The sequence below is a fragment of the Bradyrhizobium sp. cir1 genome, assembly GCF_014198245.1.
Lineage (GTDB): Bacteria > Pseudomonadota > Alphaproteobacteria > Rhizobiales > Xanthobacteraceae > Bradyrhizobium.
Genome location: NZ_JACIHE010000006.1, coordinates 52,793 through 77,179, shown reverse-complemented (window position 1 = coordinate 77,179; position 24,387 = coordinate 52,793). Strand labels below are relative to the sequence as shown.

Genomic DNA, 24,387 nt, shown 5'->3' with positions numbered 1-24,387 from the left:
GGACAATGGCTGAATTCGACGTCGACCTCTTCGTCATCGGTGGCGGCTCGGGCGGCGTGAGGGCCGCCCGCATCGCGGCCGGTCACGGCGCCCGCGTGATGATCGCGGAAGAGTACCGCATGGGCGGCACCTGCGTGATCCGCGGCTGCGTGCCCAAGAAGCTGTTCGTGATCGGCTCGCATGTCCGCCACGAGATCGAGGACGCCGCCGGTTTCGGCTGGACCATCCCGTCCATGAGCTTCGACTGGGCGACGCTGATCGCCAACAAGGACAAGGAGATCGCGCGGCTGGAGGCGGCCTACACGACGAATGTCGAGAAGGCGGGCGCGCAGATCGTCAAGAGCCGTGCGGTGATCGAGGACAAGCACACCGTCCGCCTGCTCGAGAACGACAAGAAGATCAGGGCGAAGTACATCCTCATCGCCACCGGCGGCGCGCCCAACCACGGCGCGGCGATCCCCGGCATCGAGCACGTGATCTCGTCCAACGAGGCGTTTCACCTTGCGAGGCTGCCGAAGCGGATCGTGATCCAGGGCGGCGGCTACATCGCGCTGGAATTCGCGGGCATCTTCGCCGGCTTCGGCTCGGACGTCACCGTGATCTATCGCGGCGACAACATCTTGCGCGGTTTTGACGAGGACGTACGGGCTCACGTCCGCTCCGAGATGGAGAAGCAGGGCATCACCATCCTCACAGGCTGCACGGTGACCAAGGTCGACCGCCACGGCGAAGACTTCACCACCCATCTGTCGAACGGCTCGAGCATCGCCTCGGACCAGGTGATGTTCGCGATCGGCCGCCACCCCAACGTCGCCAATCTCGGCCTGGAAAACGCCGGCGTCGCCATCAATCCGAAGAATGGCGGCATCGCGGTCGATCATTTCTCGAAGAGCTCGGTCGACAGCATCTATGCGATCGGCGACGTCACCCACCGCTTCAACCTGACGCCGGTCGCGATCCGCGAGGGCCATGCCTTCGCCGACACCGTGTTTGGCAAGCGCGAGGTGCAGGTGGATCACGCCAACATTCCGACGGCCGTGTTCTCGCAGCCGGAGGTCGGCACCGTCGGTCTGACGGAAACCGAGGCGCGCGCGCAGTTCAGCCATGTCGGCATCTACAAGACGACGTTCCGCCCCATCAAGGCGACGATGTCGGGCCGCGACACCCGCGTGCTGATGAAGCTCGTCGTGGACGGCTCGACCGACCGCGTGCTCGGCTGCCACATCGTCGGCGATTGCGCCGCCGAAGTCACCCAGGCGGTGGCGATCGCGGTGAAGATGAAGGCGACCAAGGCGGATTTCGACGCGACCATCGCGCTGCATCCGACCGCGGCCGAAGAGCTCGTCACCATGCGCACCCCGACTGCGCGCCATGTGCGTCAGGCGGCGGAGTAGGGGAGAGGCTGCCGGACGAGCCGGGCCTGCATGGTTCGAGACGCCCGCTTTGGCGGGCTCCTCACCATGAGGGTCTAAATCCTCGCTGCAGAACCCCGACCTCATCCTGAGGGCACGCCGCAGGCGGGCGTCTCGAAGGATGGCCGCAAGCGAGATGCCGGCCACGTTTTCCTTTTATGCGACGGTGTAGCCGGCCCTACCCGTACAGATATCCGACCGGCTTGCCTTCGGTGCGGAGGGGACGGACGTCCTTGTGCGTGATGATCTGACCGGCGAGGCCATCGATCTCGTCGCGCTGTGTCGGGGTCCAGCTGCGAAGCTCGTTCATGCCCTTGAGCAGGCCGAGGCGGAGAACTTGCGTGTTCTCGCCGACGCCGGTGAGGCTGATGGAATCCTTGCCCGCCGTCACCACGTCGCCGGCGGAGAGCTCGAAGGTCTCACCGGACTTCTTCTTGAACTCGGCCGTGCCGCGGATGACGCGGTAGATCACGACCTCGCCCTTGGCAAAACAGGTCGCGTCCGCTGCGGCAGACGTGCTCTTCGGCAAGAGTGCGTGGCCGCGCGGGTCGGTCGCGATGATGTGGCCGGTGACGAGATGCCCGCTCGGAATCTCGATGCCGATGTCGCGCACGTAAACCGGCATGGCCGATTTGACAGAACCATCGGTGAGCGGCTTGAACAGCGCGTCCAGCGCCAGGGGATCCTGAAGCCAGAAGCCGGCATTGGCCGGGCGGTCATGCAGCGGATGGCTCCAGGCCACGCGCGGCGTTTCGTCCTCATTGATCTGATCCGGGCCGACAATGGTCGGGTTCGGAAAGGTGGTGGGATCGGTGATGAAGGCTTCGAGGAATTTGCCGGAATAGCCCATCGAGATCGGATCGGGCACCACCGTCTGCGGCGTCTTCAGGTTCTCTTCGGTCGACAGGCCCGACCAGGTGTAGAACAGCTGGCGATGCACGATCGCGCTTTGCAGCATCACCGCGCCGGGGCCGACATTGTACCAGCGCCCGTCATAGTCGAAGGTGAAGGCGCCCGAGGTAACCAGAACGAGCTGAAAGCCGCCCGGCGGCAGATGCAGGTGGAAATCGGTGGGGCCGGTATCGGGGCGGTAGATCGGAAGGTTGGTCGCGACCTCGTGCAGCAGGAAGGTCTCGTTGTTGGCGTGGAAGCCCTCGTTGGCGCGGTTGTAGAGCGCCTGCGGTCGGTAGGTCGCCTCGAACTTCGCATTCTTGTCGCGATCGATCGCGACGAAGTCCTGATCGTTGAGACGAAGGGGTGAGCCATCCGGGCGGGTGAGGCCAGTAAATTTGAGATCGCCGGCAGCATGCACGTTCATGGCATTCTCCGATGTGAGGCCGTCATCCCGGAGCTGGGTGCGCGCAATCATGCTGCTCCTTGTCGCCGGAGGGCAGGGAAGCCGGCGTGGCGATGTCTTGCGAATTTTGGGCCAGTCGGCGTGCGGCGCAGCGCGCGGGCCCTCCGGCTTCACGCGGCGAGAGAAAAATCGAGGTTGCGCCTGAGGTTAGATAGCGCGGTTCACCAGCCTGCCGGGCCCTGTTCGCAAAGCCCGCAAGTCCGGTCGAGGACGCATTTGTCTAATTTGTCGGCATGTCCTGCAAAGGCCATGCAACCGTGCAGGCCGCGGGGGACAAGCGAATGGCGGCGACTCTGTCCCCGGCGCGGCTCATTCGAACGATTGACGGACGGTCCGCTCCGGCTTGCCGGACGGGCTGTCCGCCCACTTCGCCATGTCCACCGCGCGCGCGTCGATGCCTTCGCACCAGAGGCAGCTCAGCTGTGCACGGCCCTTGGCCGTCAGCATCGGGACAAGCGCATGGCCGCAGCCGGTGCAGGACGTGATGCTGTGCATGCGATTCTCCGCGGTCGTCGAATTCAAGGACGACCTTTTCGCTGCCGAAGCTTGCGCGGGCGCTATGAGGGCGTAGGTATCGGAGCGCTCGTTCCGGAGATCGTAGCGATCCATCGTGACATGGCTGCGATGTCGCCCATGCACCGTCATTGCGAGCGCAGCGAAGCAATCCAGAGTCTTTCCGCGGAGGGATTCTGGATTGCTTCGCTGCGCTCGCAATAACGGTGTTGAAACAGGTGTGCACGAAACCAACGCTCTCGTGCCCCGGATGCAGACGATGCCCCGTGGGGATCTCCCGTAGCCCGCATGAGCGAAGCGACATGCGGGGCCAGTGTCCCCGGATATCGCTTCGCTCATCCGGGCTACGAAGCTGCATGCGCAACTGCTTAACCAGACATGGCAACACGGAACCGATGCGGCGGCTGGTCGCAGTCATATCGCCTTGATTCCGACAGACCCATCTTTATTTCTGAGGCGAACAAGAATCCGGGCCCCTCTGGCGAGGACGCCGACAGATGTCGGCAAACCTCGCGATGTCGGATGACCTGTCCCGCGCGAATGCGATGGATCGGCCGATCGTCGGGCCTTCTCGAGTTCCTTCCGACCCGTCGTCCCCATCGCAGCTCCACGCGGCCATTTTCGCAAAACGAGGAGCAACGATGTCTGACGCCAAATTCTCCGATACGACCGAGATCGCCGAGCCATCCAGCCTGAACGAGCAGGCGGCGGTGGCACTGGTCATTGCCGGCGCGCTGGTCGCGGTGGCCGACCGGCGTGTCTCGCCGGTCGAGCGCGACGAGGTGATCCGCTTCATCAGGGATCGCGAACTGGCGCCGCATATCGGCGACGAACGGCTGCTTTCGATGTTCGACGAACTGGCGGAACGATTGGAGGAGCCGGACTTTGCCAATGTGGTGATCGACACGTTGCGGCCGGTTTCGAACATGCCGCTGTCATCGCATCTGATCGAGCTGTCGGAGCGCGTCGCGGCCGCGGACGAGGACGTGCATCCGCATGAGGTGCAGGCGATCAAGCTGCTGCGGCTGCTGACGCTGGTGCTGCCGCGCGCGAAGCAGGTCGGGCCCAGTGCGGCAAGCAGCATCGCAAGGGAGTAAGCATGAGCACGGCATCGGAAGAGCACACGGCCGGGATCGAGGGCGCCGCCGGCCAGGTGGCCGGCGGCGATCCGCGCCTCGACAAGCTCGTCCATCGCCTGCCGCCGCGCATGGGCGACACCGTCACCTATCTGCTCAAGCCCTCCAGCCGGTGGGTGCGGATTCCCTCGGGCGCGTTGCTCGTCGTGGGCGGCGTGCTCTCCTTCCTGCCGGTGCTTGGCGTCTGGATGCTGCCGCTTGGTCTTGCGCTGCTCGCCGAGGACGTGCCGACGCTGCGCTCCTCCCGTTCAAAGGTCTTCGACTGGATCGAGCGGCGCAAGCCGCATTGGCTCGATCCGTCCACACCGAAAAATGATCAATCATGACTGAATTCATCACCACAGATGCGCTGGCTGCGCTGCTTCAGGTCGTTATGATCGATCTCGTGCTTGCCGGCGACAACGCTGTCGTCATCGGCCTTGCCGCCGCCGGCCTTCCGGCCGCGCAGCGCCGGCGTGCCATCATCGTCGGCATTGCCGCTGCAACTGGCTTGCGTATCGTCTTTGCCGGCGTCGCGACCCAGCTGTTGCAGGTGATCGGCCTTCTGCTCGCCGGCGGCGTGCTGCTGCTCTGGGTGTGCTGGAAGATGTGGCGCGAACTGCGGGAACAGGCGCATTCGCGCGAGCTCGCCTTCAGCCATGGCGGCGGCGCCGGTGCTGCGCCGGTGCAGCGCAAGACCTTCGGCCAGGCCGCGGTGCAGATTGTCGCCGCCGACGTCTCGATGTCGCTGGACAACGTGCTCGCGGTCGCGGGCGCCGCGCGCGAGCATCCCTACATCCTGGCCTTCGGCCTTTTGTTGTCGGTCGCGATGATGGGCGTCGCCGCCGACCTGCTCGGCCGGGTGCTGCAGAAGCAGCGCTGGATCGCGTATGTCGGTCTCGCCATCATCGTTTACGTTGCCTTCGAGATGATCTATCGCGGCTCGCTCGAGCTTGCGCCCGTGATCGCGAGTCTCTAAGCGGACGCGTCCTGCCTGCACTCCGGAGTGATCAATGACGTCTGAACTCAATGCACCTTCGGCTGCGCCGTCGCCGCGGCCGGAAATCGGCCCGTTCGCGCAGCTGATCTTCGGCTCGCGCTGGTTACAGGTGCCGCTCTATGTCGGCCTGATCATCGCGCAGGGCGTCTACGTGATGCTGTTCCTGAAAGAGCTCTGGCACCTGGTCGTGCATTCCTTCGACGCCAGCGAGCAGCAGATCATGCTGGTCGTGCTCGGACTGATCGACGTCGTCATGATCTCGAACCTGCTGGTGATGGTGATCGTCGGCGGTTACGAGACGTTCGTCTCGCGGCTGAACCTGAACGGCCATCCCGACGAGCCGGAATGGCTGAGCCACGTCAATGCCAGCGTGCTCAAGATCAAGCTGGCGATGGCGATCATCGGCATCTCCTCGATCTCGCTGCTGCGGACCTTCATCGAGGCCGGCAATCTCGGCACCACGCGCAGCAATTTCACCGAGAGCGGCGTGATGTGGCAGGTCTTGATTCATCTGACCTTCATCATCTCCGCGATCGGCATCGCCTGGGTCGACCGCCTCAGCGACAACGGCCACCGCAAGGCAGCCGGGCACGGCTGAGCGCGGGCGCGCCTGACCAGACGTCACGGCGTCTGCGGATAGGCCGGGTTCTCGCGCCGCTCGCGTTCGCCCAGTTCGCGCACCAGCTCTTGAAGAAACGACTCGGTGTAGGCGGGCAGGGTGCGCTCGGCGCGGACATAGATGCCGAGATCGGACCAGACCGGGCTGCCGGCATTGTCGAGCGGCAGGAAGACGAGCTGGCTGTCGCGCGACAGCCGGCCGATGCCGAGCTGGGTCTGGAAGGCGACGCCGACGCCGCGTGCGGCGAGCTCGCGCATCAGGTCGATCGAGTTGGCCTGGATCGCCGGCTCCGGCGTCTCGGAGAGCTGCGCGATCAGCGGCTGCAGCAGATGATAGATCGACAGCTCTGGCAGCGCGTTGATGACGGGGAAGGCGAGGCATTGCTCCAGCGTCACCGTCTTGCGGCGCGCCAGCGGATGCTCGCGTGCGACCACGGCGCCGAGACGAAACCGCTTCAATGCGACCTGCCGCAGGTCCGGCGGATGGCGGAGCGCCATGGCAATGCCGATATCGGCTTCGCCGCGGCTTAAGGACTCCAGCACGTCCGACGATCCCTTCACCTCGGTGGTGAAGCTGACGCGGCGGGCCCGGCCGCGATGGGATGCGATCAGGTCCGGCAGGACGGATTCCGTCAGCGATTCGATGCAGGCGATGCTGACGGTGCCGTGCCAGGTGCCGGACAGGGAGGCGACGTCCGAGCGGAAGCGGTCGAGGTCCTGGAGCACGTTCATGACATGCCGGGCCAGCATCTCGCCGACCGTCGTCAGCGTCAGGCCGCGCGCATTGCGCTCGAACAGGGGTGCTCCAACCTCTTGCTCCAGCTTGAGAATCTGGCGGCTGACGGCCGAGGAGGCGACGTTCAGGACGCGCGCGGCCGCCCGGATCGAGCCGGTGCGGCGGACCGCATGGAAATACTGGATGGCCGGCGAGTGAAAGCGCATGGGACCCCTGGGGGGACTATAGCCGTTGCCGAAACGGCAGCAACATGTACGAAATTCTCTGCTTTTCGAGAGCGCTGCTCGCCCCTAGGTTCGCCGCCGGCTTGGCCGGCCCTGCCGGGAAGACGCCATGCCTTGCGCAACGAGGCGCCAGGGGATTTCGGGTGGACGAGAACATCGCTTGCGAGCTGGAGCACGGGCCGGACACCCGTCTGGTCGATCGCCGACGGGCGGCCGCCTATGTCGGCGTCACCGCCGGGCGGTTCGAGCAATTGGTGCGCGACAACATCGTGCCGCCGCCGGTCATGGTAGACAACAAGCGGTGCTGGTCGATCGCATTGCTCGACGTCGCGAGGGAAGCGGTCATCAGCAGCATGCCGTGCCTGCCACAGGTGATGGCCGACGCCATGCCGGAGGCGCGCCCCTGCGAGCGCGATCCGGCGCCGGCCGCGCATGAATTGCCCGATCAGGCCTGGTTCGAGCAGCGCGCGCGGTTCGTGCAGCGCGTGCGCCGCTCGCTGCTCTCGGGCAACGAGATCCGCCTGCTGCGCGAGTTCAAGCTGCTCAAGCAGAACCAGATCAGCATGTTCGGCTACTATGGCAGCTTCGAAGCGCTGATGGTGCGCGGCTACATCGTCGAGATCGATCGCAAGCCGCCGTCGAGCCGGCCGCTGGTGACCTATCGCCTGACCGAGCGCGGCGAGCAGGTGGTGTCGGCGCTGAAGGACGAGCCGCTGGTCTGAGCGACCGGCTGGATCGAGATGTTCCAAAAGAACCGGCTGGACCTGATCGCACATATCGCTATATCTTATAGGATATAGCGGAACTGCGCTCCGGAGTTCTCGATGGAAATCAAGGTCAGATCGCTCACGACCTGCGAGGTGGCGGCCGACGGTGGCGCGATCTCGCTGGGCTTCGAGGACGTCACGGGCAATCCCGCAGCCGTCAGCGTCTCGCTCAACCAGGTCGGTGCCCTCATCATGACGCTGCCCGGACTGCTCGAGACGGCGCTGAAGGCGCGCTACGGCGACCAGAGCCTGCGCTACGCCTATCCGCTGGCGTCGTGGGTACTGGAGCAATCGACCGACACGACCCAGCGCATCATCACGCTGCAGACCGAAGACGGCTTCAAGGTTCGCTTCTCGATTCCTAAGGCCGAGCAGAGCCTGCTCGGTGAAGCGCTGACCCAGCCGATGCCCGGGGTGGCGGTGCGGCCGAATTAGCCGCCATCACGACTTGCGCGAACGGGCGATGTCGCTCCTCAGCGCTTCCAGCTCCTTGTGCACCGCGCGCGCGGCGTCGCGCTCGATCTTGCGGTAGCGCGCGACAAGTTTCGCACCGAATGGAGTCAGCATCGCGCCGCCGCCGTTCTTGCCGCCGGCCTGCGGCTCGACGACGGCATGTCTGCAGATGCGCTTGATCTCGTCGACGAGATCCCAGGCCCGCTTGTAGGACATGTCCATGGCCCGGCCGGCCGCCGAGATCGAGCCGTGCTCGCGGATTTGCTCAAGCAGCTCGATCTTGCCGGGTCCGATCCGGCCCTCGCCGTCGAGGTCGATGCGAAGGCTCAGTTGGGGAAGCGATTTGGCGCTCGCGCGCGACATGATGGGATCTCGTGTACTTTGCTCGACGAGATTGCCACTCTTGCCCACCTCGGACAAGGTGAGCGCGCGCCGTCATCGCACGGCGTGCATCTCCAGAAACGCCTTCACGCCGGTCACGGTGCCCGTATCCGACGGCACGTAGCCGGGCAGGGTGGCGACGGCGGCGCGAAAATCGGCACTGCGGATGATCTCGAGGATGCGCTGCATCGGGGCGGTATCGAGGAAGGCGCGCTTGCAGACGAAGAAATAATCCTCGGTGAGGAGGCGGATGAAGTCGAGGCCGAACTGTCGCGCGGCCGCCTCGACGCCGAAGCACGCATCCGCCATGCCGCTTGCGACATAGGCCGCGACGGCGGCGTGGGTGAACTCGATCTGCTGCGCGCCGTTGATCCTGCTTTCGTCGATGCCGTTTGCGGCGAGCAGCTGGTCGAACAGCAGGCGCGTGCCGGAATCATGGTCGCGGTTGACGAAGCGGACTTTTGGCCCGGTGAGACCGCTCAGCGAGGCGATGCGCAGCGGATTGCCTCGCGCGACCATCAGGCCCATCTCGCGCGTGACGAAGCTGATGATGCGGTCCTCGCGCGGATCGAGCCATTCGCGCGCGGCCTTGATGCCCTGGGCGCGCAGCGCGCCGTGCGGCAGATGCAGGCCGGAGAGGTCGCAGGCGCCTTGCGCCAGCGAGACCAGCGAATGCTGGTTGCTGACATAGCGCAGATCGACGCCGATGCCGGGTTCGCGGTCGAGGAATTCGCGGAGCTTTGCCACCGCAAAGCCGTGGCTCGCATGCACGCGGATCACCGACGGGCGCTGCTCGAGGAATGGCTTGATCTCGCTGGCGAGCTCCTGGGCGAGGTTGTCGAGCTGCGGCCCGAGTCGCGCCTGCATGCGCTCGCCGGCCCATACCAGCCGCTCGCCGAACGGCGTGAGTTTTGAGCCCTTGCCGCGCTGGGTTTCGACCAGAGGGGTGCCGAAGAACTCCGACCATTGCTCGATCAGATTCCAGACGTGCCGGTAGGAGAGATGCGCATCGCTGGCGGCACTGGTGATCTTGCCGGTCTTCCGGATTTCGTTGAGCACGCCGAGCATGACGGCGACGGTGCGCGGGCTGCCCTCGCGGCGAAACCGCCAGACGGCCTCGATCTCGATCTGAAGCATCGGCCTCCCTTATGAACTGCGCTTCATATATTCGACGCCCATTTGCAGATCATATCATATTTACTCCGGCCAACAGGCGCCTAGTCTGGCATACCAGAACTGGAGGAAATATGATGTCTGTTGCATATGACTTTGCGCATTCGCCGGCGACCGAGTTCATGGCCCGGCCACAGCATCTGCTCATCGACGGCCGCCGCGTCCCCGCCAGCTCCGGCCGCACCTTCAAATCCCTCAATCCCGCCACCGGGCAGGTCATCGCCACCGTCGCCGAAGGCGGCGAGGCCGATGTCGAGCATGCGGTCGCCGCGGCACGCCGGGCGTTCGAAGGCCCATGGCGCACGATGCGCGCCTCCGAGCGCGGCCAGATCCTGTTGCGCTGGGCGGATCTGCTGAAGGCACACGCCGAGGAAATCATAGAGCTCGAGTCGATCGACGCCGGCAAGCCTGTTGCCGCGACGATGCGCCAGGACTTTCCGGCCGCGGTGGACACGCTGATCTATTACGCCGGCTGGGCCGACAAGATCAGCGGCGATGTCGTGCCGGTGCGTGACGATGCGCTGACCTACACCATGCGCGAGCCGGTCGGCGTGGTCGCGGCGATCGTGCCGTGGAATTTCCCGCTGATGATCGGGATGTGGAAGCTCGCGCCGGCGCTCGCCTGCGGCTGCACCGTGGTGATGAAGCCGGCCGAGCTGACCTCGCTGTCGGCGCTGCGCATCGCCGAGCTCGCGCTCGAAGCCGGACTTCCGGCGGGCGTCTTCAACGTCGTGACGGGGCCTGGCCGCGTCGTCGGCGACGCGCTGGTCAATCACCCCGACGTCGACAAGGTCACTTTCACCGGCTCGCCCGGCGTGGGCCGCGGAATCATGAAAGGCGCGGCCGGCAACTTCAAGCGCGTCTCGCTCGAGCTTGGCGGCAAGTCGGCCAATGTCATTTTCGACGATGCCGATCTTGAAGCAGCGAGCAAGGCGGCGGCTTCCGGCATCTTCTTCAATGCCGGCCAGGTGTGCTCGGCCGGCTCGCGGGTGCTGGTGCAGGAGAATGCCTATGACGAGGTCGTCGAGCGGCTGGCTGCCCGCGCGAAATCGCTCAGGATCGGCGATCCGCTCGACCGCAAGACGGCGCTCGGCCCCGTCATCTCCGAGAAGCAGATGAAGTCGATCCTCGACTATGTCGATATCGGCCGGAAGGAGGGCGCGAGCCTCGTCACCGGCGGCACGCGGGTCGGCGAGCGCGGCTACTTCATCAGCCCCGCCGTGTTCGCGGGCGTGGCGCACGAGATGCGGATCTCGCAGGAGGAAATCTTCGGTCCCGTCGTCAGCGTCATCAAGTTCAAGGACGAGGCCGATGCGCTTCGGATCGCCAACGGCACCGCCTACAGCCTCGCCGCCGGCGCCTGGAGCCGCGACATCGGCAAGCTGCAGCGCTTCGCCAAGCGGGCCCGCGCCGGCACGGTCTGGATGAACACCTATGGCTATACCGACGTGCGCCTGCCCTGGGGCGGCGAGCGCGACTCCGGTCTCGGCCGCGAGCACGGCACCGCCGCGATCGACAATTTCACCGAGCCCAAGGCTGTGTGGATGAACCTGGCCGTCTGAGAACCTCCCGATCGGCCAATCCTGGGCCCGCCTGATCGTCCGGTCAGGCGGGCTCTTTTTCGAGATCGATAAAATTGTCTGCATTCGGCTCAGCGGCCGCAAACCCTCCCGACAGGAAGCACGGCGCCTTAAACCAGAGCTTTGGAACCGGCCTGCATCCTGCCCGCAAAAGGGCAGGGCATCATCATGTCAATCTTCAGGGAGATCGTCGTGGCGGTTGCGGGAGTGTATGCGCTCCTGTTCGTCTGCGACGCAGTGTTCGGCGCCGGCGAGGCGCGCTTCGACGACGCCTATTACCGCGCCAGCTTCTATGCGCCGCGGCCGAAGGAGTTTCGGTTCGCGAGCGACACGCCGCCGGCGGTCCGCGTCAGCGACGCCTTCGCGCAGTTCGCGCCGGGCGACGCCAAGCCGAACAGGCGTTACTCGTCGCTGACCACGATCATCCGCTGACGCAGTTTCACTCCCCCTGGATCCATTCCGCGACGCCGCGCCACAGCGTGTCGCGGTGCTCGGGGCGGAAGAAGCCGAAATGGCCGATGGCCTTGGCGCCGACATCGGACGGCTTCACCGTCAATACCTCCGGCTGGATCGCGGTGAATCCGCTCGCGAGCAGCTCGACCGCGGGGCGCGTTGCCCAGGGATCGTCGGAGAAGCACAGCGCGCGCAGCTCGCCCCTGAACTTCGCGAAATTGTCCAGCGCCGGCAGCTTTGAATCGAACAGATAACGCGGGCTCGAAACCCACTCGGCCCATTGCAGGAACACGCCCTTGGGCAAATCCTCGCCGATGCCGGCCCAGCCCGGCGCGTAACCGAGCGCGTGGGCCAGCGGCACGCCGACAAAATTCATGAAGGCGTAGACACGGTATTTCTCCGGCGAGGTCATCAGCCGCCAGGTCGCGGCCTGCGAGGCCACGAAGGCGGCACGCGAAATGTCGCTGTTGTTCTCGATCAGCCCGAGCGCCTGGCCGCCGTAGGAATGGCCGATATAGGCAAGTGGCATTGTATTGTACCGCTCGCGCATCCAGCGCACGGCGGCGGTGACGTCGAGCGCGGCCCAGTCCGACATCGAGGCCTTGAAGCCGACCAGCGATTTCGGCTGGTTGTAGCCGACCATCGCCGGCAGCCGGGAGTCGCCGATGCCGCGATAGTCGTAAGTGAGCACCGCGCAGCCGCGGTGGGCGAGGTAGGAGGCAAAGCCGCGATAGATCTTTCGCGGCACGGCGGTGGCCGAATTGATCAGGACGGCGTGGCGCTTGGCGCCGCGCGGCAGGAACAGGGTGCCGGCCAGCGCATACCCGTCGGTCGCCGGGAAGCTGATCTCGTCGATGAAAACGTCGTCGCGCGCCGCGTCCATGGGCAGAAGCTGTCCTGCCAGTTTTCCTAGCCATCCCCAGCAAATGCGAATTTGGCTTTCCCCGCAAGGGTTTGCAGTGCGAAACGGATTTACAACTGGCGGTCCTTTGCCAGCCTGTGTATAAGGCGGCCCTCGCAACCCACAGATCAGGTTGTGCTTTTTGCTTCACGGAGAGATTGCGATGTCCGAGCGGTGGACGCCCGAGTCCTGGCGCAGCAAGCCGGTGCTACAGGTGCCCGATTATCCCGACGCCAAGGCTTTGGCCGACGTCGAGGCGCAGCTTGCGACCTTTCCGCCGCTGGTGTTCGCGGGCGAAGCGCGCAATCTGAAGAAGGCCCTGGGCCGCGTTGCGGCCGGCGAGGCCTTCCTGCTCCAGGGCGGCGACTGCGCCGAGAGCTTTGCCGAGCACGGCGCCAACAACATCCGCGACTTCTTCCGCGTGCTGCTGCAGATGGCGGTGGTGCTGACCTATGCCGGCGCCGTTCCCGTGGTGAAGGTCGGCCGCATCGCCGGCCAGTTCGCCAAGCCACGCTCATCGCCGACCGAGAAGGTGAACGGCGTCGAGCTGCCGAGCTATCGCGGCGACATCGTCAACGACATCGCTTTCACCAAGGAAGCGCGCGTGCCGGATCCGCAGCGCCAGCTGATGGCCTATCGCCAGTCGGCCGCAACGCTGAACCTGCTCCGCGCGTTCGCCACCGGCGGCTACGCCAATCTCGGCAGCGTGCATCAATGGATGCTCGGCTTCCTCAAGGATAGTCCGCAGTCCCGCCGCTACAAGGAATTGGCCGACCGCATTTCGGATGCGCTCAATTTCATGCGCGCCTGCGGCCTCGATCTCGAGGCCCATCCCGAGCTCCGCTCGACCGATTTCTACACCAGCCACGAGGCACTGCTGCTCGGCTACGAGCAGGCCATGACCCGCATCGATTCCACCACCGGCGACTGGTATGCGACCTCGGGCCACATGATCTGGATCGGTGACCGCACCCGCCAGCTCGATCACGGCCATGTCGAATATTTCCGCGGCATCAAGAACCCGATCGGGCTCAAATGCGGCCCGTCGCTGAAGCCTGATGAGCTCCTGAAGCTGATCGACGTGCTCAATCCCGACAACGAGCCGGGCCGGCTGACGCTGATCGGCCGCTTCGGCTCCGACAAGATCGGAGAGCACCTGCCGAACATGATCCGCGCCGTGCAGCGCGAGGGCAAAGTGGTGGTCTGGTCGTGCGATCCCATGCACGGCAACACCATCACCTCCACCACGGGCTACAAGACGCGCCCGTTCGACCGCATCCTGTCCGAGGTGAAGTCGTTCTTCGCGATCCACGCCGCCGAAGGCACCCATGCGGGCGGCGTGCATCTGGAGATGACCGGCCAGGACGTCACCGAATGCCTCGGCGGCGCCCGCGCGATTACGGACGAGGATCTCAACGACCGTTACCACACGGTCTGCGATCCCCGCCTCAACGCCGAGCAATCCATCGACATGGCCTTCCTGGTCGCCGAGCTGCTGAAGCAGGAACGCGCCGGCAAGACCAAGCCGATGCCGGTCGCAGCGGGGCTCTAGGACCTTGCTGCGAATCTGGAAGGCCACGATCAATTCCCGCAACGGTCTGGCTTTTGCGTTCCGCTCGGAGCAGGCCATCCGCGAGGAGATCTTTGTGCTCCTCGTGTCGCTGCCGGTGGCCTGGTTCATCGGTGCGACAGCGATGCGTGCGGTCGAATTGATTTGTGCGGTCGCGTTCGTGCTGACGGTCGAGCTGCTCAACACCGCGATCGAGAAGCTCGCCGACCGCCTGACCATGGATCACGACAAGCAGATCGGCCGCGTCAAGGACATGGGCTCGGCCGCCGTTGGTGTGGCGCTTCTGATGGCGGGCGCGTTCTGGATCTTCGCCATCGTCGAGCGGCTGGGTTTCGTCTGACGAAAATTGAAAAGGGCCGTCATGACCGAACGTCTCAACGCATTCGCGGTCACGCTCGCCCAGCTCAGTCCGACCGTGGGCGACATCGAGGGCAATGCCGCGAAGGTGCGCACCGCGCGCGCGCAAGCGGCCGGCGACGGCGCCGATCTCGTGCTGTTTCCGGAATTGTTCATTTCCGGCTATCCGCCGGAGGATCTGGTGCAGAAGCCGGCCTTCCAGGCCGCCTGCCGCGTCGCGATCGAAGCGCTCGCCCGTGAGACCGCCGATGGCGGGCCGGCCATGCTGGTCGGCACGCCCTGGGTCGAGGACGGCAGGCTCTACAATGCCTGCGCGCTGCTCGACGGCGGCGGCATCGCCGCACTTCGCTTCAAGTGCAATCTGCCGAATTACGGCGTGTTCGACGAGAAGCGGCTGTTTGCGCGCGGCCCCGCGGCCGGCCCCGTCACCGTGCGCGGCGTGCGCATCGGCGTGCCGATCTGCGAGGACATCTGGCTGGAGGAGTCCGAGGACTACGAGAACGTGGTCGAGACGCTGGCCGAGACCGGCGCGGAGATCATCCTTGTGCCGAACGGCTCTCCTTACGCCCGCGACAAGAACGACGTGCGCCTGTCGGTCGCGGTGGCGCGCGTCACCGAGAGCGGGCTGCCGCTGGTCTATCTCAACCAGACTTGCGGCCAGGACGAACTGGTGTTCGACGGCGCGTCCTTCGCGCTCAACGGCGATCTCTCGCTCGCAGCGCAACTGCCGGCATTCGAGGAAAACGTCGCCACGCTCCGCTTCACCAGAAACGGCGACGACTGGCGCTGCACGGGGCCGATCGCCGAGCAGCCGGAGGGCGACAAGGCCGACTACGCCGCCTGCGTGCTGGGCTTGCGCGACTACGTCGCCAAGAACGGCTTTCCCGGCGTGCTGCTCGGCATTTCCGGCGGCATCGATTCCGCGCTCTGCGCCGCGATCGCGGTCGACGCGCTCGGCGCCGACCAGGTCCATGGCGTGATGCTGCCTTACCGCTACACCGCGGCACACTCGATCGCCGACGCCGGGGAGCTCGCCGGTCATCTCGGTATCCGCTACGAGGTCTTGCCGATCGCGGAAGCCGTGAATGGGTTCGAGACCATTTTGTCAGGCATCTTCAAGAATCTGCCGCCCGATATCACCGAGGAAAACCTTCAGGCCCGCACCCGCGGCACGCTCTTGATGGCGATCTCCAACAAGACCGGCCTGATGGTGGTGACGACGGGCAACAAGTCGGAGATGTCGGTCGGCTATGCCACGCTCTATGGCGACATGAACGGCGGCTTCAACCCGATCAAGGATATCTACAAGACGCAGGTGTTTCGGCTGGCGGCGCTTCGTAACAGCTGGAAGCCGGATGGCGCGCTTGGGCCGGCGGGTGAGGTGATCCCGCCCGATATCATCACGCGTCCGCCGACCGCAGAGCTGCGCGAGAACCAGACCGATCAGGATTCATTGCCGCCTTACGACGTGCTCGACGCCATCCTCGAACGTCTGGTCGAGCGCGAGGAGCCGCTCGATAAGATCATCGCCGCCGGCTTCGACCGCGAGACGGTCACCCGCATCGACCACCTGCTCAACGTCGCCGAATACAAGCGCCGGCAGGCCGCGCCCGGCGTGAAGGTGACGCCCAGGAACTTCGGCCGCGACCGCCGCTACCCCATCACCAACCGCTTCCGCGACAAGGGCGAGGGGCTGCCTGCACACGACGAGGCGCTGGTCTCGCGGGGGAGCACGGCGTCGATCGACGCGTTCGAGGGGTGAACTCCGGCCTTAAAGCATGATCCGGAAAAGTGCGAAGCGGTTTTCCGAAAAGATCATGCGTAAACAACAACCTAAAGCGCGATGACGATTCATCCAGATCTCATCGCGCTTTAGGCGCGGGACCGCCGTTCCTACGATGGGGTCGCGAAGAACAGCACTCGAAGCAGGTGCGTATATTCGGACTCGAGCATCATGATGGCCACAAAGACCAGCACGGCGACCGGGGGCACCAGGATGGCATAGGCCAGGGCCAGCCGCTCCCAGGCCATGTGCATGAAGACGGCGACGATCAGGCCGGCCTTCAAGATCATGAACAGCAGGATCAGCGACCACCTCAGATAGCCATGGAGGCCAAAATAGTCGACGAGGTAGGAGCACGTGCTGAGGACGAACAACCAGCCCCAGACCACGAGGTAGAGCTTGATCGGGTGCTGTTGACCCTTGGCGTGAACGGCTCCCGTTGCGACTGCGCCAAGCGCCGGAGCGTGGAGCTGTCCTTCCAAGTGTACTGTCGCGTTTGTCATGCGCCGACCTCACCAAAGATAGAAGAATGCAAAGATGAATACCCACACGAGATCGACGAAGTGCCAGTACAGGCCCATGATCTCGACGATCTCGTAATAGCCCTTGCGGCTTGTGAAAAAACCACGCCTCTCGACGTCGAAGTCCCCCCGCCAGACCTTTCGCGCGATCGCGATCAGGAAGATCACGCCGATCGTCACGTGAGTGCCGTGAAAGCCCGTGATCATGAAGAAGCTCGAACCGAACTGCGCCGCGCCCCACGGATTGCCCCAGGGACGGACGCCCTCCATGATCAGCTTGGTCCATTCGAAGGCCTGCATGCCGACGAACGTTGCGCCGAACGCCGCCGTGACCAGCATCAGGATTGCGGTCCTGACGCGATCGCGGCGGTAACCGAAATTGACGGCCATCGCCATCGTTCCGCTGCTGCTGATCAGGATGAAGGTCATGATTGCGATCAGGATGAGCGGGATGTGCTTGCCCCCGATATTGAGGGCGAAGACTTCACTGGGATTGGGCCACGGCACGGTCGTCGACATGCGCGCGGTCATGTAGGACAACAGGAAGCAACTGAAGATGAAGGTGTCGCTGAGGAGGAATATCCACATCATGGCCTTGCCCCAGGACACGTTCTTGAAAGCGCGCTGATCCGAGGCCCAGTCCGCGGCGATGCCTCGCCAGCCCGGAAGCCGCCCGGCGCCTTGCGCTGTATTGGTCAGCACGGTCTCGGCCATCTGGTTTCGCCCTCCCTAGCTCAGCAACTGACGACAGATGTCGACGAAATCGTTGGTCCAACCCGTCAGAAGGCCGAGCAGGACCAGCCAGACCAGCAGCAGGAAATGCCAGTAGATGGTGCACAGCTCCACGCTCAGACGCATCTCTGCCGTCATAGCATCTTGTCGCCATACCTTGGCCGTGGTCCGGCCGAGAGCCACCAGGCCGCCGGTCAGATGCAGCCCGTGCACCGCGGTGATCATGTAGAAGAAGGAATTGGCCGGATTGGACGCCACAAAATAGCCGGCGGCACCGAGTTGTTGCCACGCGAGCAGCTGCCCCGCGAGGAAAGTGATCGCCGACGTGCCACCGGCGAGCAGGCCGACGATGACGCCGTCCATGTCGCCTCGGCGCGCGGCGATGTACGCCCAGTGCAGCGCGACGCTGCTCAGCACCAGCACGCCCGTGTTGAACCATAGCACTTTCGGCACGGGCATTGCCCGCCAGTCCACCATGGTCATGCGCATGGAGTAGGCGCTGACGAAGAGTGTGAACAAGCACCCGGCGACAGCGAGAAACACGCCAAGTCCAACCTTCGCCGCCGGCCAGGTCATTGCGCCCGTGCCGGGGAAGTCGTGGATCGAACCTTCCTCCAGCCACGGTTTCGACGTCAGCCTCTGCTGCGACAGCCACCATCCGGCGATGACGGCGATCACACCCAGAAACAGGATGACGGCGCTCACGAAGCGGCTCCTTGAACGGCTCCCGTAGTCGCGGGCGGCTGGTTTTGCGGAATGAAGTCCTGCGCGGCCCCCGGCACGCTGTAGTCATAGGCCCAGCGATAGACGATCGGGAGCTCCTTGCCCCAGTTGCCGTGCCCTGGCGGCGTCTCGGGTGTCTGCCATTCCAGCGAAGTCGCTCGCCATGGATTGCCGCCCGACGGTTCGCCCTCGAACAGGCTCCAGACCAGATTGAACAGGAACGTCATCTGGGCGAAGCCTACGGTGAGGGCCACCACGGTGATGAAGGCATTCAGCGAATGCGCCGAAGGCGGAATGAACGCGGCGTCGCCGAGTTCGAAGTACCGGCGTGGAACGCCGAGCAGCCCGAGATAGTGCATGGGGAAGAAGATCAGGTAGGCGCCGAGGAACGTGACCCAGAAATGAAACTTCCCCAGGCCGGCGTTCAGCATTCGCCCCGTGACCTTCGGGTACCAATGATAGATCGCCCCGAGCACCACCATGATTGGCGCAACGCCCATCACCATATGGAAATGCGCGACGACGAACATGGTGTCGGATAGCGGCACATCCACGACAACGTTGCCGAGGAACAGGCCGGTCAGTCCGCCGTTCACGAAGGTGATGATGAAGCCGAGCGCGAACAGCATCGGCACGGTGAGATGGATGTCGCCACGCCACAGGGTGAGTACCCAGTTATAGACCTTGATGGCAGTGGGGATGGCGATGATGAGCGTAGTCGTGGCGAAGAAATACCCGAAATAGGGATACATGCCGCTCACATACATGTGGTGCGCCCACACGACGAAGCTGAGTGCACCGATCGCGACGATCGCCCAGACCATCATGCGATAGCCAAAGATGTTCTTCCGCGCGTGCGTGCTGATCAGGTCGGAGACGATTCCGAAGGCCGGCAAGGCGACGATGTAGACTTCGGGGTGACCGAAGAACCAGAACAGGTGCTGGAACAGGAGCGGACTGCCGCCGCCATATTTGCTGAGCTGGCCCATCTCGACGAGGGCGGGCATGAAGAAGCTGGTTCCCAGGAGACGGTCGAGCAGCAACATCACCGAGCCGACGAACAGTGCAGGGAATGCCAGCAGCGCCATGACGGTCGCCGTGAAGATGCCCCAGACGGTCAGGGGCAGACGCATCAAGGTCATGCCACGGGTGCGTGCCTGGAGCACGGTCACCACATAGTTCAGTCCGCCCATGGTGAAGCCGATGATGAACAGGATCAGAGAGGCCAGCATCAGAACGATGCCCCAATCCTGTCCGGGCGTTCCCGAGAGGATTGCCTGTGGCGGATACAGCGTCCAGCCGGCGCCGGTGGGGCCGCCGGGCACGAAGAAGGTCGACGCCAGCACCAGAACTGCGAGCAGGTAGACCCAATAGCTCAGCATGTTCACATAGGGAAAGACCATGTCCCGCGCACCGACCATCAGCGGGATCAGGTAGTTGCCGAAGCCTCCGAGGAACAGTGCGGTGAGCAGGTAGATCACCATGATCATGCCGTGCATGGTGATGAACTGGAGATATTGGTTGGCATCGATAAAGGAGAATGTGCCGGGAAATCCCAGTTGCAGTCGCATCAGCCACGACAGCACCAGGGCCACGAGCCCAATGGCCGATGCCGTCAGCGAATACTGAATGGCGATGATCTTGGCGTCCTGCGAAAACACATACCGCGTCAGCCAGCTCTTCGGGTGGTAGAGCTCGACATCAGGCACTTCGGCAGGCGGAACGACAGTGCCGGCGATCCCGTCATATGGAACATCGACCATAGAACACTCTCCTCGGTGGTTTCCTCGGCGCGATTACGCGTCCGATCCACGTCTGCGGCGGCATTTTTGTCCCTACTTGCCGCCGGATTGGTACGTCGCCCTCACGACCGCGTTTCGGCCCGACAACTCGGCAAACGTCTTCTGCTGGCCGAGCCAGGCGTGATAGTCGCTCTCTTCCTCGACGATGACTTTGGTCCGCATCTGATAATGCGCGGCACCGCAAAGCTCTGCGCAGAGAACGTCAAAGGTCCCGGTCCGGATCGGCCTGATCCAGAAGTAAGTGACCATGCCCGGCACCATGTCCATCTTGGCCCGGAACTCCGGCACGTAGAAATCGTGCAGGACATCGACGGAGCGGAGCAGGACCTTGACAGGCTTGCCGATCGGAAGATGCAGGTCGCCATTTTCAATCACGACGTCGTCCTGCCCATGCGGATCGTCGCGATTGAGGCCCATCGGATTTTCGGGGCTGATGTTACGGACGTCTGACGTGCCCAACCGATTGTCCTTGCCAGGCAGGCGGAAGCTCCATTGCCATTGCTGGCCCATGACTTCCACCTCGGTCGCGTCTGCCGGGACCGTCACAAACTGGTGCCAGACGACCAGGCCGGGTGCGAGCATGGCGGCGACGCCGATGCCGGTCCCGACACTGAGCCACCATTCAAGCCTTTTGTTTTCCGGATTGTAGTCCGCCCGTCTTCCTTCCTTGTGGTGGAAGCGAAAGACGCAATAGGCCATGAAGGCTATGACCGCGGTAAAGACGAACCCGGTGATCCAGAACGTGATGTTGATCGTGTGGTCGATGTAGCTCCAGTCGGTGGCGATCGGCGTCCACCACCACGGGCTGTAGAGGTGAAACAGCACCGAGCCGATTGCGACCAAGAGCAGTATCAGTGCGACAGCCATCCTGATCCATCCTTGCCATCAAGGCTGCGGATACGAATCCAGGGCGGAGCTCATGTCTGTCGCGATGGCTGGCCTTTCTTGGTTGGCATCTATGCCATCGCCGGCCTTTTGCCTCGCCCATTCCACTGGTCGCGAAATCAAGAGAACAGTTCGCGACCATCAACTAAGGGCGTCTGCGTCTAAAATGATACCACCCTAATCCGGCGTCAATAGAGCAATGTAGTTGCCCCGACGTGGCGTGGTTGCCGTCGCCGGCAAGCCGACAACGCATCAGGTGCGTATGTTGGGTCTGGGTGATGCAACGCACAAATCCGTGCTGCTGCACAATTCACCCAACCGTGAGTGCAGCCGTGCCCCGCGCGCGCTAAGCTCGCAAGGCAGGTCGCGACGGGTTCCGTCCGGCCAGGCTCTTTTCGTTGAACCTGGGTTGCCGTACCCGACCCATCGCGTTTCCTGCTCGTCAGGCGGACACGCGTGGCTGGAAAGCGCGTGTTATCGAAAATCGCGATTTTCAGCACGGGAGGGTCCGTTCATGGCCACTCTGTACTCCGACAACATCGTAAGACGGCACATCTTCGGCGAAGCGGTCTCCTATTCCATTCGCAAGATCAGTCTGTCTGACCTCGGCGAGGCGCTGCGCCTGGGTTGGGAAGATTTCAAGGCGATGCCAAGTCACGCAATCGTCGTGTGCGCGATTTATCCCGTCCTCGGTCTCGTCCTGTTCAGGATGGTCCTTGGCCATTCGGTCCTCCCGCTGCTTTTTCCGCTGGCTGCCGGATTTGCCCTGATCGGCCCGTTTGCTGCGATCGGCCTTTACGAGCTCAGCCGTCGCCGCGAGCGGGGCGAGGAGGTTGAAGCGTGGGACGCGATCAAGGTGCTGCGCGCACCCTCGTTCGGCGCAATGGTCGAGCTCGGCGTGCTGCTGCTGGTCCTGTTCGGGGCCTGGATCGGCGTCGCCAACGCGATCTACGTCACGATCTTCGGTCACGCGCCGGCTGCAAGCATTCCCGACTTCGCAACGCGAGTCCTGACCACGCCGGAAGGATGGTCGCTGATTGTCATCGGATGCGGCGTCGGCTTCCTGTTCGCGGTCGTTGCCCTGTGCGTCAGCGTCGTGTCGTTCCCGTTGATGCTCGACCGGCATTCCACCGCGATCGACGCGATCCGTACGTCGCTGCGGGTGGTGGCTGCCAATCCGGTCGCGATGGCGGGCTGGGGGCTGATCGTCGCGGCGCTGCTGGTGATCGGCTCGCTGCCGCTGTTCGTCGGTCTCGCCGTCGTGCTGCCGGTGCTCGGTCACGCCACGTGGCACCTCTACCGGAGGGTGGTCGAGCCCAATCCGAATCCACCGGACGCGCCGCCGCCCCCACCGAAGGGAAGGCGCTATGCGGCGGACTTTCCGGCTAACCTCTTCCCGTGGAGTCGTGAGGGCGAGCAGTAACAGGAAAACGGCCGCGCCTGGCGACCGCCTTCGGTTGAGATTGCCGTAGAGCTATTGCTTCGGAGCGATGAAGGTCGGGCCGACGGAGCGGATCGGCTTGTTCTCTGAACTCGGCGCAGCCGTGCCGGTATCGGCCGGCGGCGTTGCTGCCGGTGCGGTGGCGGTCGCCGGCGGCGCCGGAGTCGCGCCCTTCTTGGCGTTGGCAGGCGTCGGCGCACTCTTGTTGAGGCGCTGCTGCTGCATCTTCCTGGCGCTCTCCTCGGTGACGATGATGTCACCCTGCTGCTCGGCGGCGGCCTTGTCGTCGGCCGATTTGAGCGCATCCGCCCAGGTCTGTCCGGCCGCCTTGCAGGAGCAGGACGGATTGAACTCGCTGCGGAATTTGAACGCGGTCGGAAGCGCCGTGTAGGGCTGGCCGCCGATGGAGACCGCCGAGTTCATGTCCTCGCCGGGATTGCGATGGCTGTAGAGCACGGCTTCCGCGGCCGGGCACAGCGCCTTGCAGGTCTTCTCGTCGTCGGGGAAGCGCGCCGGCACGGTGGCGAAGGAGATCGGGAAATAGGCGCCGTCGCAGGTGCGCACGCACACGGTGCGGAAGGTGCCGGATTGCGGGCCTAGGTCGGAGGGCGGCACGGCTTGCGGATTGTTCGGGTTGTTGTTGCCGCCGAACAGATTGCTCAGGAAGTTGCCGCCGCCCTGCGACTGCGCGGCGTTGGCATATTGCGGGCCGCAATTGTTCTGCGCCAGCGCCATCAGCACCGAGCGGCGCTGGTTGTCGCGTTCCGGGCTGACGCCGCCGCCGCCACGCAGGCGTTCGAGATTGCCGGTGATCTGGTCCAGATTGGCGCGCATCTGCTGGATCTGGGTGTTGACCGGGCCGCACTGCGCCGACTGGCCGTTGAACAGCGAGAAGAAGCCGGAGGAGTCGCAGCCCATGCGCTTGGCCTGCATTGTGACGCGATCGAGCTCGGCCTGCTGCTTGGCCTGGGAATCCTGGTAACGGCGAATCTGCTCTTCGCGCGCGGGGTCGCCACCGCCGCCGCCCCGATCGAGCGCGGCGAGCTGGCCTTCCAGCCGGGCGCACATCGGATTGGGGCCAAGCCCGTTCTGGCCGGGCTGAGGCGGCGGGCCGGGCGGCCCGGCCTGCGCCAAAGCGCCATTGGCGAGCACGACGGTGCCGAGGAGCACGGTGCAGGCAAGGAGGGAGCGGGCACGGGAGAGAGACAAAAATTCAGGCATATCCGCCATTCTAGCGAGGTCACGGCCCAGCGTGATGTGGGGGCCGAAGCGCGCCCTCCAATAGCCGCTTCCTGCGGCATCGTCACGTCGTTTCAGGGGCCGAAGACTGGTCCTAAGGTCCGCCAGCTCCGAGGGAATTCAGCGCTGGCAGGTGATTGCGACATATTCGTCGCAACGGCCATGGGAGCAGTTTGCGCCGGTTTTGGGGACAGAGCCGGTAATTTCATCGGGATCGACCCGGCGATAGGCCGAGGCTATCGCAAAATCCCGTGACTGACAGTAGGTCCGCGCGACCTGCGCCCCGCATTTGTCGCCTTTGGCCAGGCACTGGTCGATCCCATAGCCGTCCGCCTGGTTGGCGATGATGAAGACGCGGGTCTCGGCGAATGCGCCGGATGCCGCGACGAGGGTGGCACAGGAGACGAGCGCAAACAGGGATCGCATGGGGGTACCGGGGGCTGGAGACCGCCCGCTCTTAATAAACTCAAAAGGTTAAGGGGAATGGAACCATTGCGGCGGGCCGGTGCGCATTGCGGGGAGAAGACGGCATTTTCGCGGCTCACTTGACGTGGGGCTGCCTCATAGCCCATATGTTCCCGCATGAACGGTCTCCTCGCCATTTGCATCATTTGCGAGATTACGAGCTAGCGATTCGCTGGCTGGAGCCGT

Annotated in this window: 26 protein-coding genes; 13 read left to right on the top strand and 13 right to left on the bottom strand. The window is 64.3% G+C overall.

The features are described from left to right. Window positions 1-5: 5 nt before the first annotated feature. On the top strand, window positions 6-1,394 hold the full coding sequence (gene gor, locus GGD63_RS15055) for a glutathione-disulfide reductase (protein ID WP_183243236.1): 1,389 nt from the start codon (window positions 6-8) through the stop codon (window positions 1,392-1,394). 196 nt (window positions 1,395-1,590) lie between these two features. On the opposite strand, the gene GGD63_RS15050 is transcribed toward gor, so the two are convergent. Beyond that, window positions 1,591-2,730, bottom strand: coding sequence for a hypothetical protein (locus tag GGD63_RS15050; RefSeq protein ID WP_183243714.1), 1,140 nt, complete (start codon window positions 2,728-2,730; stop codon window positions 1,591-1,593). A gap of 348 nt (window positions 2,731-3,078) precedes the next feature. Continuing rightward, window positions 3,079-3,264, bottom strand: coding sequence for a hypothetical protein (locus GGD63_RS15045; protein ID WP_183243234.1), 186 nt, complete (start codon window positions 3,262-3,264; stop codon window positions 3,079-3,081). Between the two features lie 659 nt (window positions 3,265-3,923). On the opposite strand from GGD63_RS15045, the gene GGD63_RS15040 reads away from it, so the two are divergent. Genes GGD63_RS15040 through GGD63_RS15025 form a run of 4 tightly spaced genes read left to right on the top strand, consistent with a single transcriptional unit; the run spans window position 3,924 to window position 5,995 of the window. Then, entirely contained in the window at window positions 3,924-4,379 is a 456-nt protein-coding gene (locus GGD63_RS15040; protein ID WP_183243232.1) for a TerB family tellurite resistance protein, read from the top strand. Window positions 4,380-4,381: 2 nt separating this feature from the next. After that, a complete protein-coding gene (locus GGD63_RS15035) occupies window positions 4,382-4,744 on the top strand; it encodes a hypothetical protein (RefSeq protein WP_183243230.1) in 363 nt (120 codons plus the stop codon). Then, window positions 4,741-5,376 carry a YjbE family putative metal transport protein gene (locus GGD63_RS15030; protein WP_183243228.1) on the top strand — a complete coding sequence of 212 codons (636 nt, stop codon included), beginning with the start codon at window positions 4,741-4,743 and terminating at the stop codon, window positions 5,374-5,376. Before GGD63_RS15035 ends, GGD63_RS15030 begins: the two co-directional genes overlap by 4 nt. Window positions 5,377-5,410: 34 nt before the next feature. After that, complete coding sequence (locus tag GGD63_RS15025) at window positions 5,411-5,995, top strand: TIGR00645 family protein (protein ID WP_183243226.1); 585 nt, start codon at window positions 5,411-5,413, stop codon at window positions 5,993-5,995. Between the two features lie 23 nt (window positions 5,996-6,018). On the opposite strand, the gene GGD63_RS15020 is transcribed toward GGD63_RS15025, so the two are convergent. Continuing rightward, window positions 6,019-6,957, bottom strand: a complete 939-nt coding sequence (locus GGD63_RS15020) for a LysR family transcriptional regulator (RefSeq protein ID WP_183243224.1) — start codon at window positions 6,955-6,957, stop codon at window positions 6,019-6,021. 161 nt (window positions 6,958-7,118) lie between these two features. On the opposite strand from GGD63_RS15020, the gene GGD63_RS15015 reads away from it, so the two are divergent. Continuing rightward, on the top strand, window positions 7,119-7,697 hold the full coding sequence (locus GGD63_RS15015) for a hypothetical protein (RefSeq protein WP_183243222.1): 579 nt from the start codon (window positions 7,119-7,121) through the stop codon (window positions 7,695-7,697). Window positions 7,698-7,799: 102 nt separating this feature from the next. Further along, on the top strand, window positions 7,800-8,177 hold the full coding sequence (locus GGD63_RS15010) for a hypothetical protein (protein WP_183243220.1): 378 nt from the start codon (window positions 7,800-7,802) through the stop codon (window positions 8,175-8,177). A gap of 6 nt (window positions 8,178-8,183) precedes the next feature. On the opposite strand, the gene GGD63_RS15005 is transcribed toward GGD63_RS15010, so the two are convergent. Then, a complete protein-coding gene (locus GGD63_RS15005) occupies window positions 8,184-8,558 on the bottom strand; it encodes a winged helix-turn-helix domain-containing protein (protein ID WP_183243218.1) in 375 nt (124 codons plus the stop codon). A 72-nt stretch (window positions 8,559-8,630) separates the two neighbouring features. Further along, window positions 8,631-9,713, bottom strand: coding sequence for a substrate-binding domain-containing protein (locus GGD63_RS15000; RefSeq protein ID WP_183243216.1), 1,083 nt, complete (start codon window positions 9,711-9,713; stop codon window positions 8,631-8,633). Between the two features lie 113 nt (window positions 9,714-9,826). Here GGD63_RS15000 and GGD63_RS14995 point away from each other — a divergent pair, with 113 nt between their 5' ends. Together GGD63_RS14995 and GGD63_RS14990 are read left to right on the top strand one after the other, a co-directional pair. After that, window positions 9,827-11,311: an aldehyde dehydrogenase family protein gene (locus GGD63_RS14995; RefSeq protein ID WP_183243712.1), complete on the top strand. Its 1,485-nt coding sequence runs from the start codon at window positions 9,827-9,829 to the stop codon at window positions 11,309-11,311. A 186-nt stretch (window positions 11,312-11,497) separates the two neighbouring features. Next, a complete protein-coding gene (locus GGD63_RS14990) occupies window positions 11,498-11,761 on the top strand; it encodes a hypothetical protein (RefSeq protein WP_183243214.1) in 264 nt (87 codons plus the stop codon). A 7-nt stretch (window positions 11,762-11,768) separates the two neighbouring features. On the opposite strand, the gene GGD63_RS14985 is transcribed toward GGD63_RS14990, so the two are convergent. Further along, a complete protein-coding gene (locus GGD63_RS14985) occupies window positions 11,769-12,665 on the bottom strand; it encodes an alpha/beta fold hydrolase (protein WP_183243212.1) in 897 nt (298 codons plus the stop codon). A gap of 181 nt (window positions 12,666-12,846) precedes the next feature. Between GGD63_RS14985 and GGD63_RS14980 the strand changes: the two genes are divergently transcribed. The 3 genes from GGD63_RS14980 to GGD63_RS14970 are packed head-to-tail and all read left to right on the top strand — an operon-like array spanning window position 12,847 to window position 16,372. Beyond that, complete coding sequence (locus GGD63_RS14980; protein WP_183243210.1) at window positions 12,847-14,235, top strand: class II 3-deoxy-7-phosphoheptulonate synthase; 1,389 nt, start codon at window positions 12,847-12,849, stop codon at window positions 14,233-14,235. A gap of 4 nt (window positions 14,236-14,239) precedes the next feature. Beyond that, entirely contained in the window at window positions 14,240-14,593 is a 354-nt protein-coding gene (locus GGD63_RS14975) for a diacylglycerol kinase (RefSeq protein WP_183243208.1), read from the top strand. Between the two features lie 21 nt (window positions 14,594-14,614). Beyond that, window positions 14,615-16,372, top strand: a complete 1,758-nt coding sequence (locus tag GGD63_RS14970) for an NAD+ synthase (protein ID WP_183243206.1) — start codon at window positions 14,615-14,617, stop codon at window positions 16,370-16,372. A 131-nt stretch (window positions 16,373-16,503) separates the two neighbouring features. Here GGD63_RS14970 and GGD63_RS14965 read toward each other — a convergent pair whose 3' ends face one another. From GGD63_RS14965 to GGD63_RS14945, 5 genes are all read right to left on the bottom strand, one after another. Further along, on the bottom strand, window positions 16,504-16,896 hold the full coding sequence (locus GGD63_RS14965) for a cytochrome C oxidase subunit IV family protein (RefSeq protein WP_183243204.1): 393 nt from the start codon (window positions 16,894-16,896) through the stop codon (window positions 16,504-16,506). Between the two features lie 9 nt (window positions 16,897-16,905). After that, window positions 16,906-17,628, bottom strand: coding sequence for a heme-copper oxidase subunit III family protein (locus GGD63_RS14960; RefSeq protein WP_183243202.1), 723 nt, complete (start codon window positions 17,626-17,628; stop codon window positions 16,906-16,908). A 15-nt stretch (window positions 17,629-17,643) separates the two neighbouring features. Beyond that, on the bottom strand, window positions 17,644-18,351 hold the full coding sequence (locus tag GGD63_RS14955) for a cytochrome c oxidase subunit 3 (RefSeq protein WP_183243200.1): 708 nt from the start codon (window positions 18,349-18,351) through the stop codon (window positions 17,644-17,646). Beyond that, the gene (locus GGD63_RS14950) at window positions 18,348-20,132 is read right to left on the bottom strand and encodes a cbb3-type cytochrome c oxidase subunit I (RefSeq protein WP_183243198.1); all 1,785 of its coding nucleotides are present in this window, start codon (window positions 20,130-20,132) and stop codon (window positions 18,348-18,350) included. Before GGD63_RS14950 ends, GGD63_RS14955 begins: the two co-directional genes overlap by 4 nt. Window positions 20,133-20,204: 72 nt before the next feature. Continuing rightward, window positions 20,205-21,038: a cytochrome c oxidase subunit II gene (locus GGD63_RS14945; protein ID WP_183243195.1), complete on the bottom strand. Its 834-nt coding sequence runs from the start codon at window positions 21,036-21,038 to the stop codon at window positions 20,205-20,207. Between the two features lie 532 nt (window positions 21,039-21,570). On the opposite strand from GGD63_RS14945, the gene GGD63_RS14940 reads away from it, so the two are divergent. Continuing rightward, the gene (locus GGD63_RS14940; protein WP_183243710.1) at window positions 21,571-22,479 is read left to right on the top strand and encodes a DUF2189 domain-containing protein; all 909 of its coding nucleotides are present in this window, start codon (window positions 21,571-21,573) and stop codon (window positions 22,477-22,479) included. A 51-nt stretch (window positions 22,480-22,530) separates the two neighbouring features. Here the strand turns inward: GGD63_RS14940 and GGD63_RS14935 are convergent, their stop codons facing one another. Beyond that, window positions 22,531-23,727: a DUF2865 domain-containing protein gene (locus GGD63_RS14935; RefSeq protein WP_183243193.1), complete on the bottom strand. Its 1,197-nt coding sequence runs from the start codon at window positions 23,725-23,727 to the stop codon at window positions 22,531-22,533. 129 nt (window positions 23,728-23,856) lie between these two features. Beyond that, complete coding sequence (locus tag GGD63_RS14930; RefSeq protein WP_183243191.1) at window positions 23,857-24,162, bottom strand: hypothetical protein; 306 nt, start codon at window positions 24,160-24,162, stop codon at window positions 23,857-23,859. Window positions 24,163-24,387: the final 225 nt, after the last annotated feature.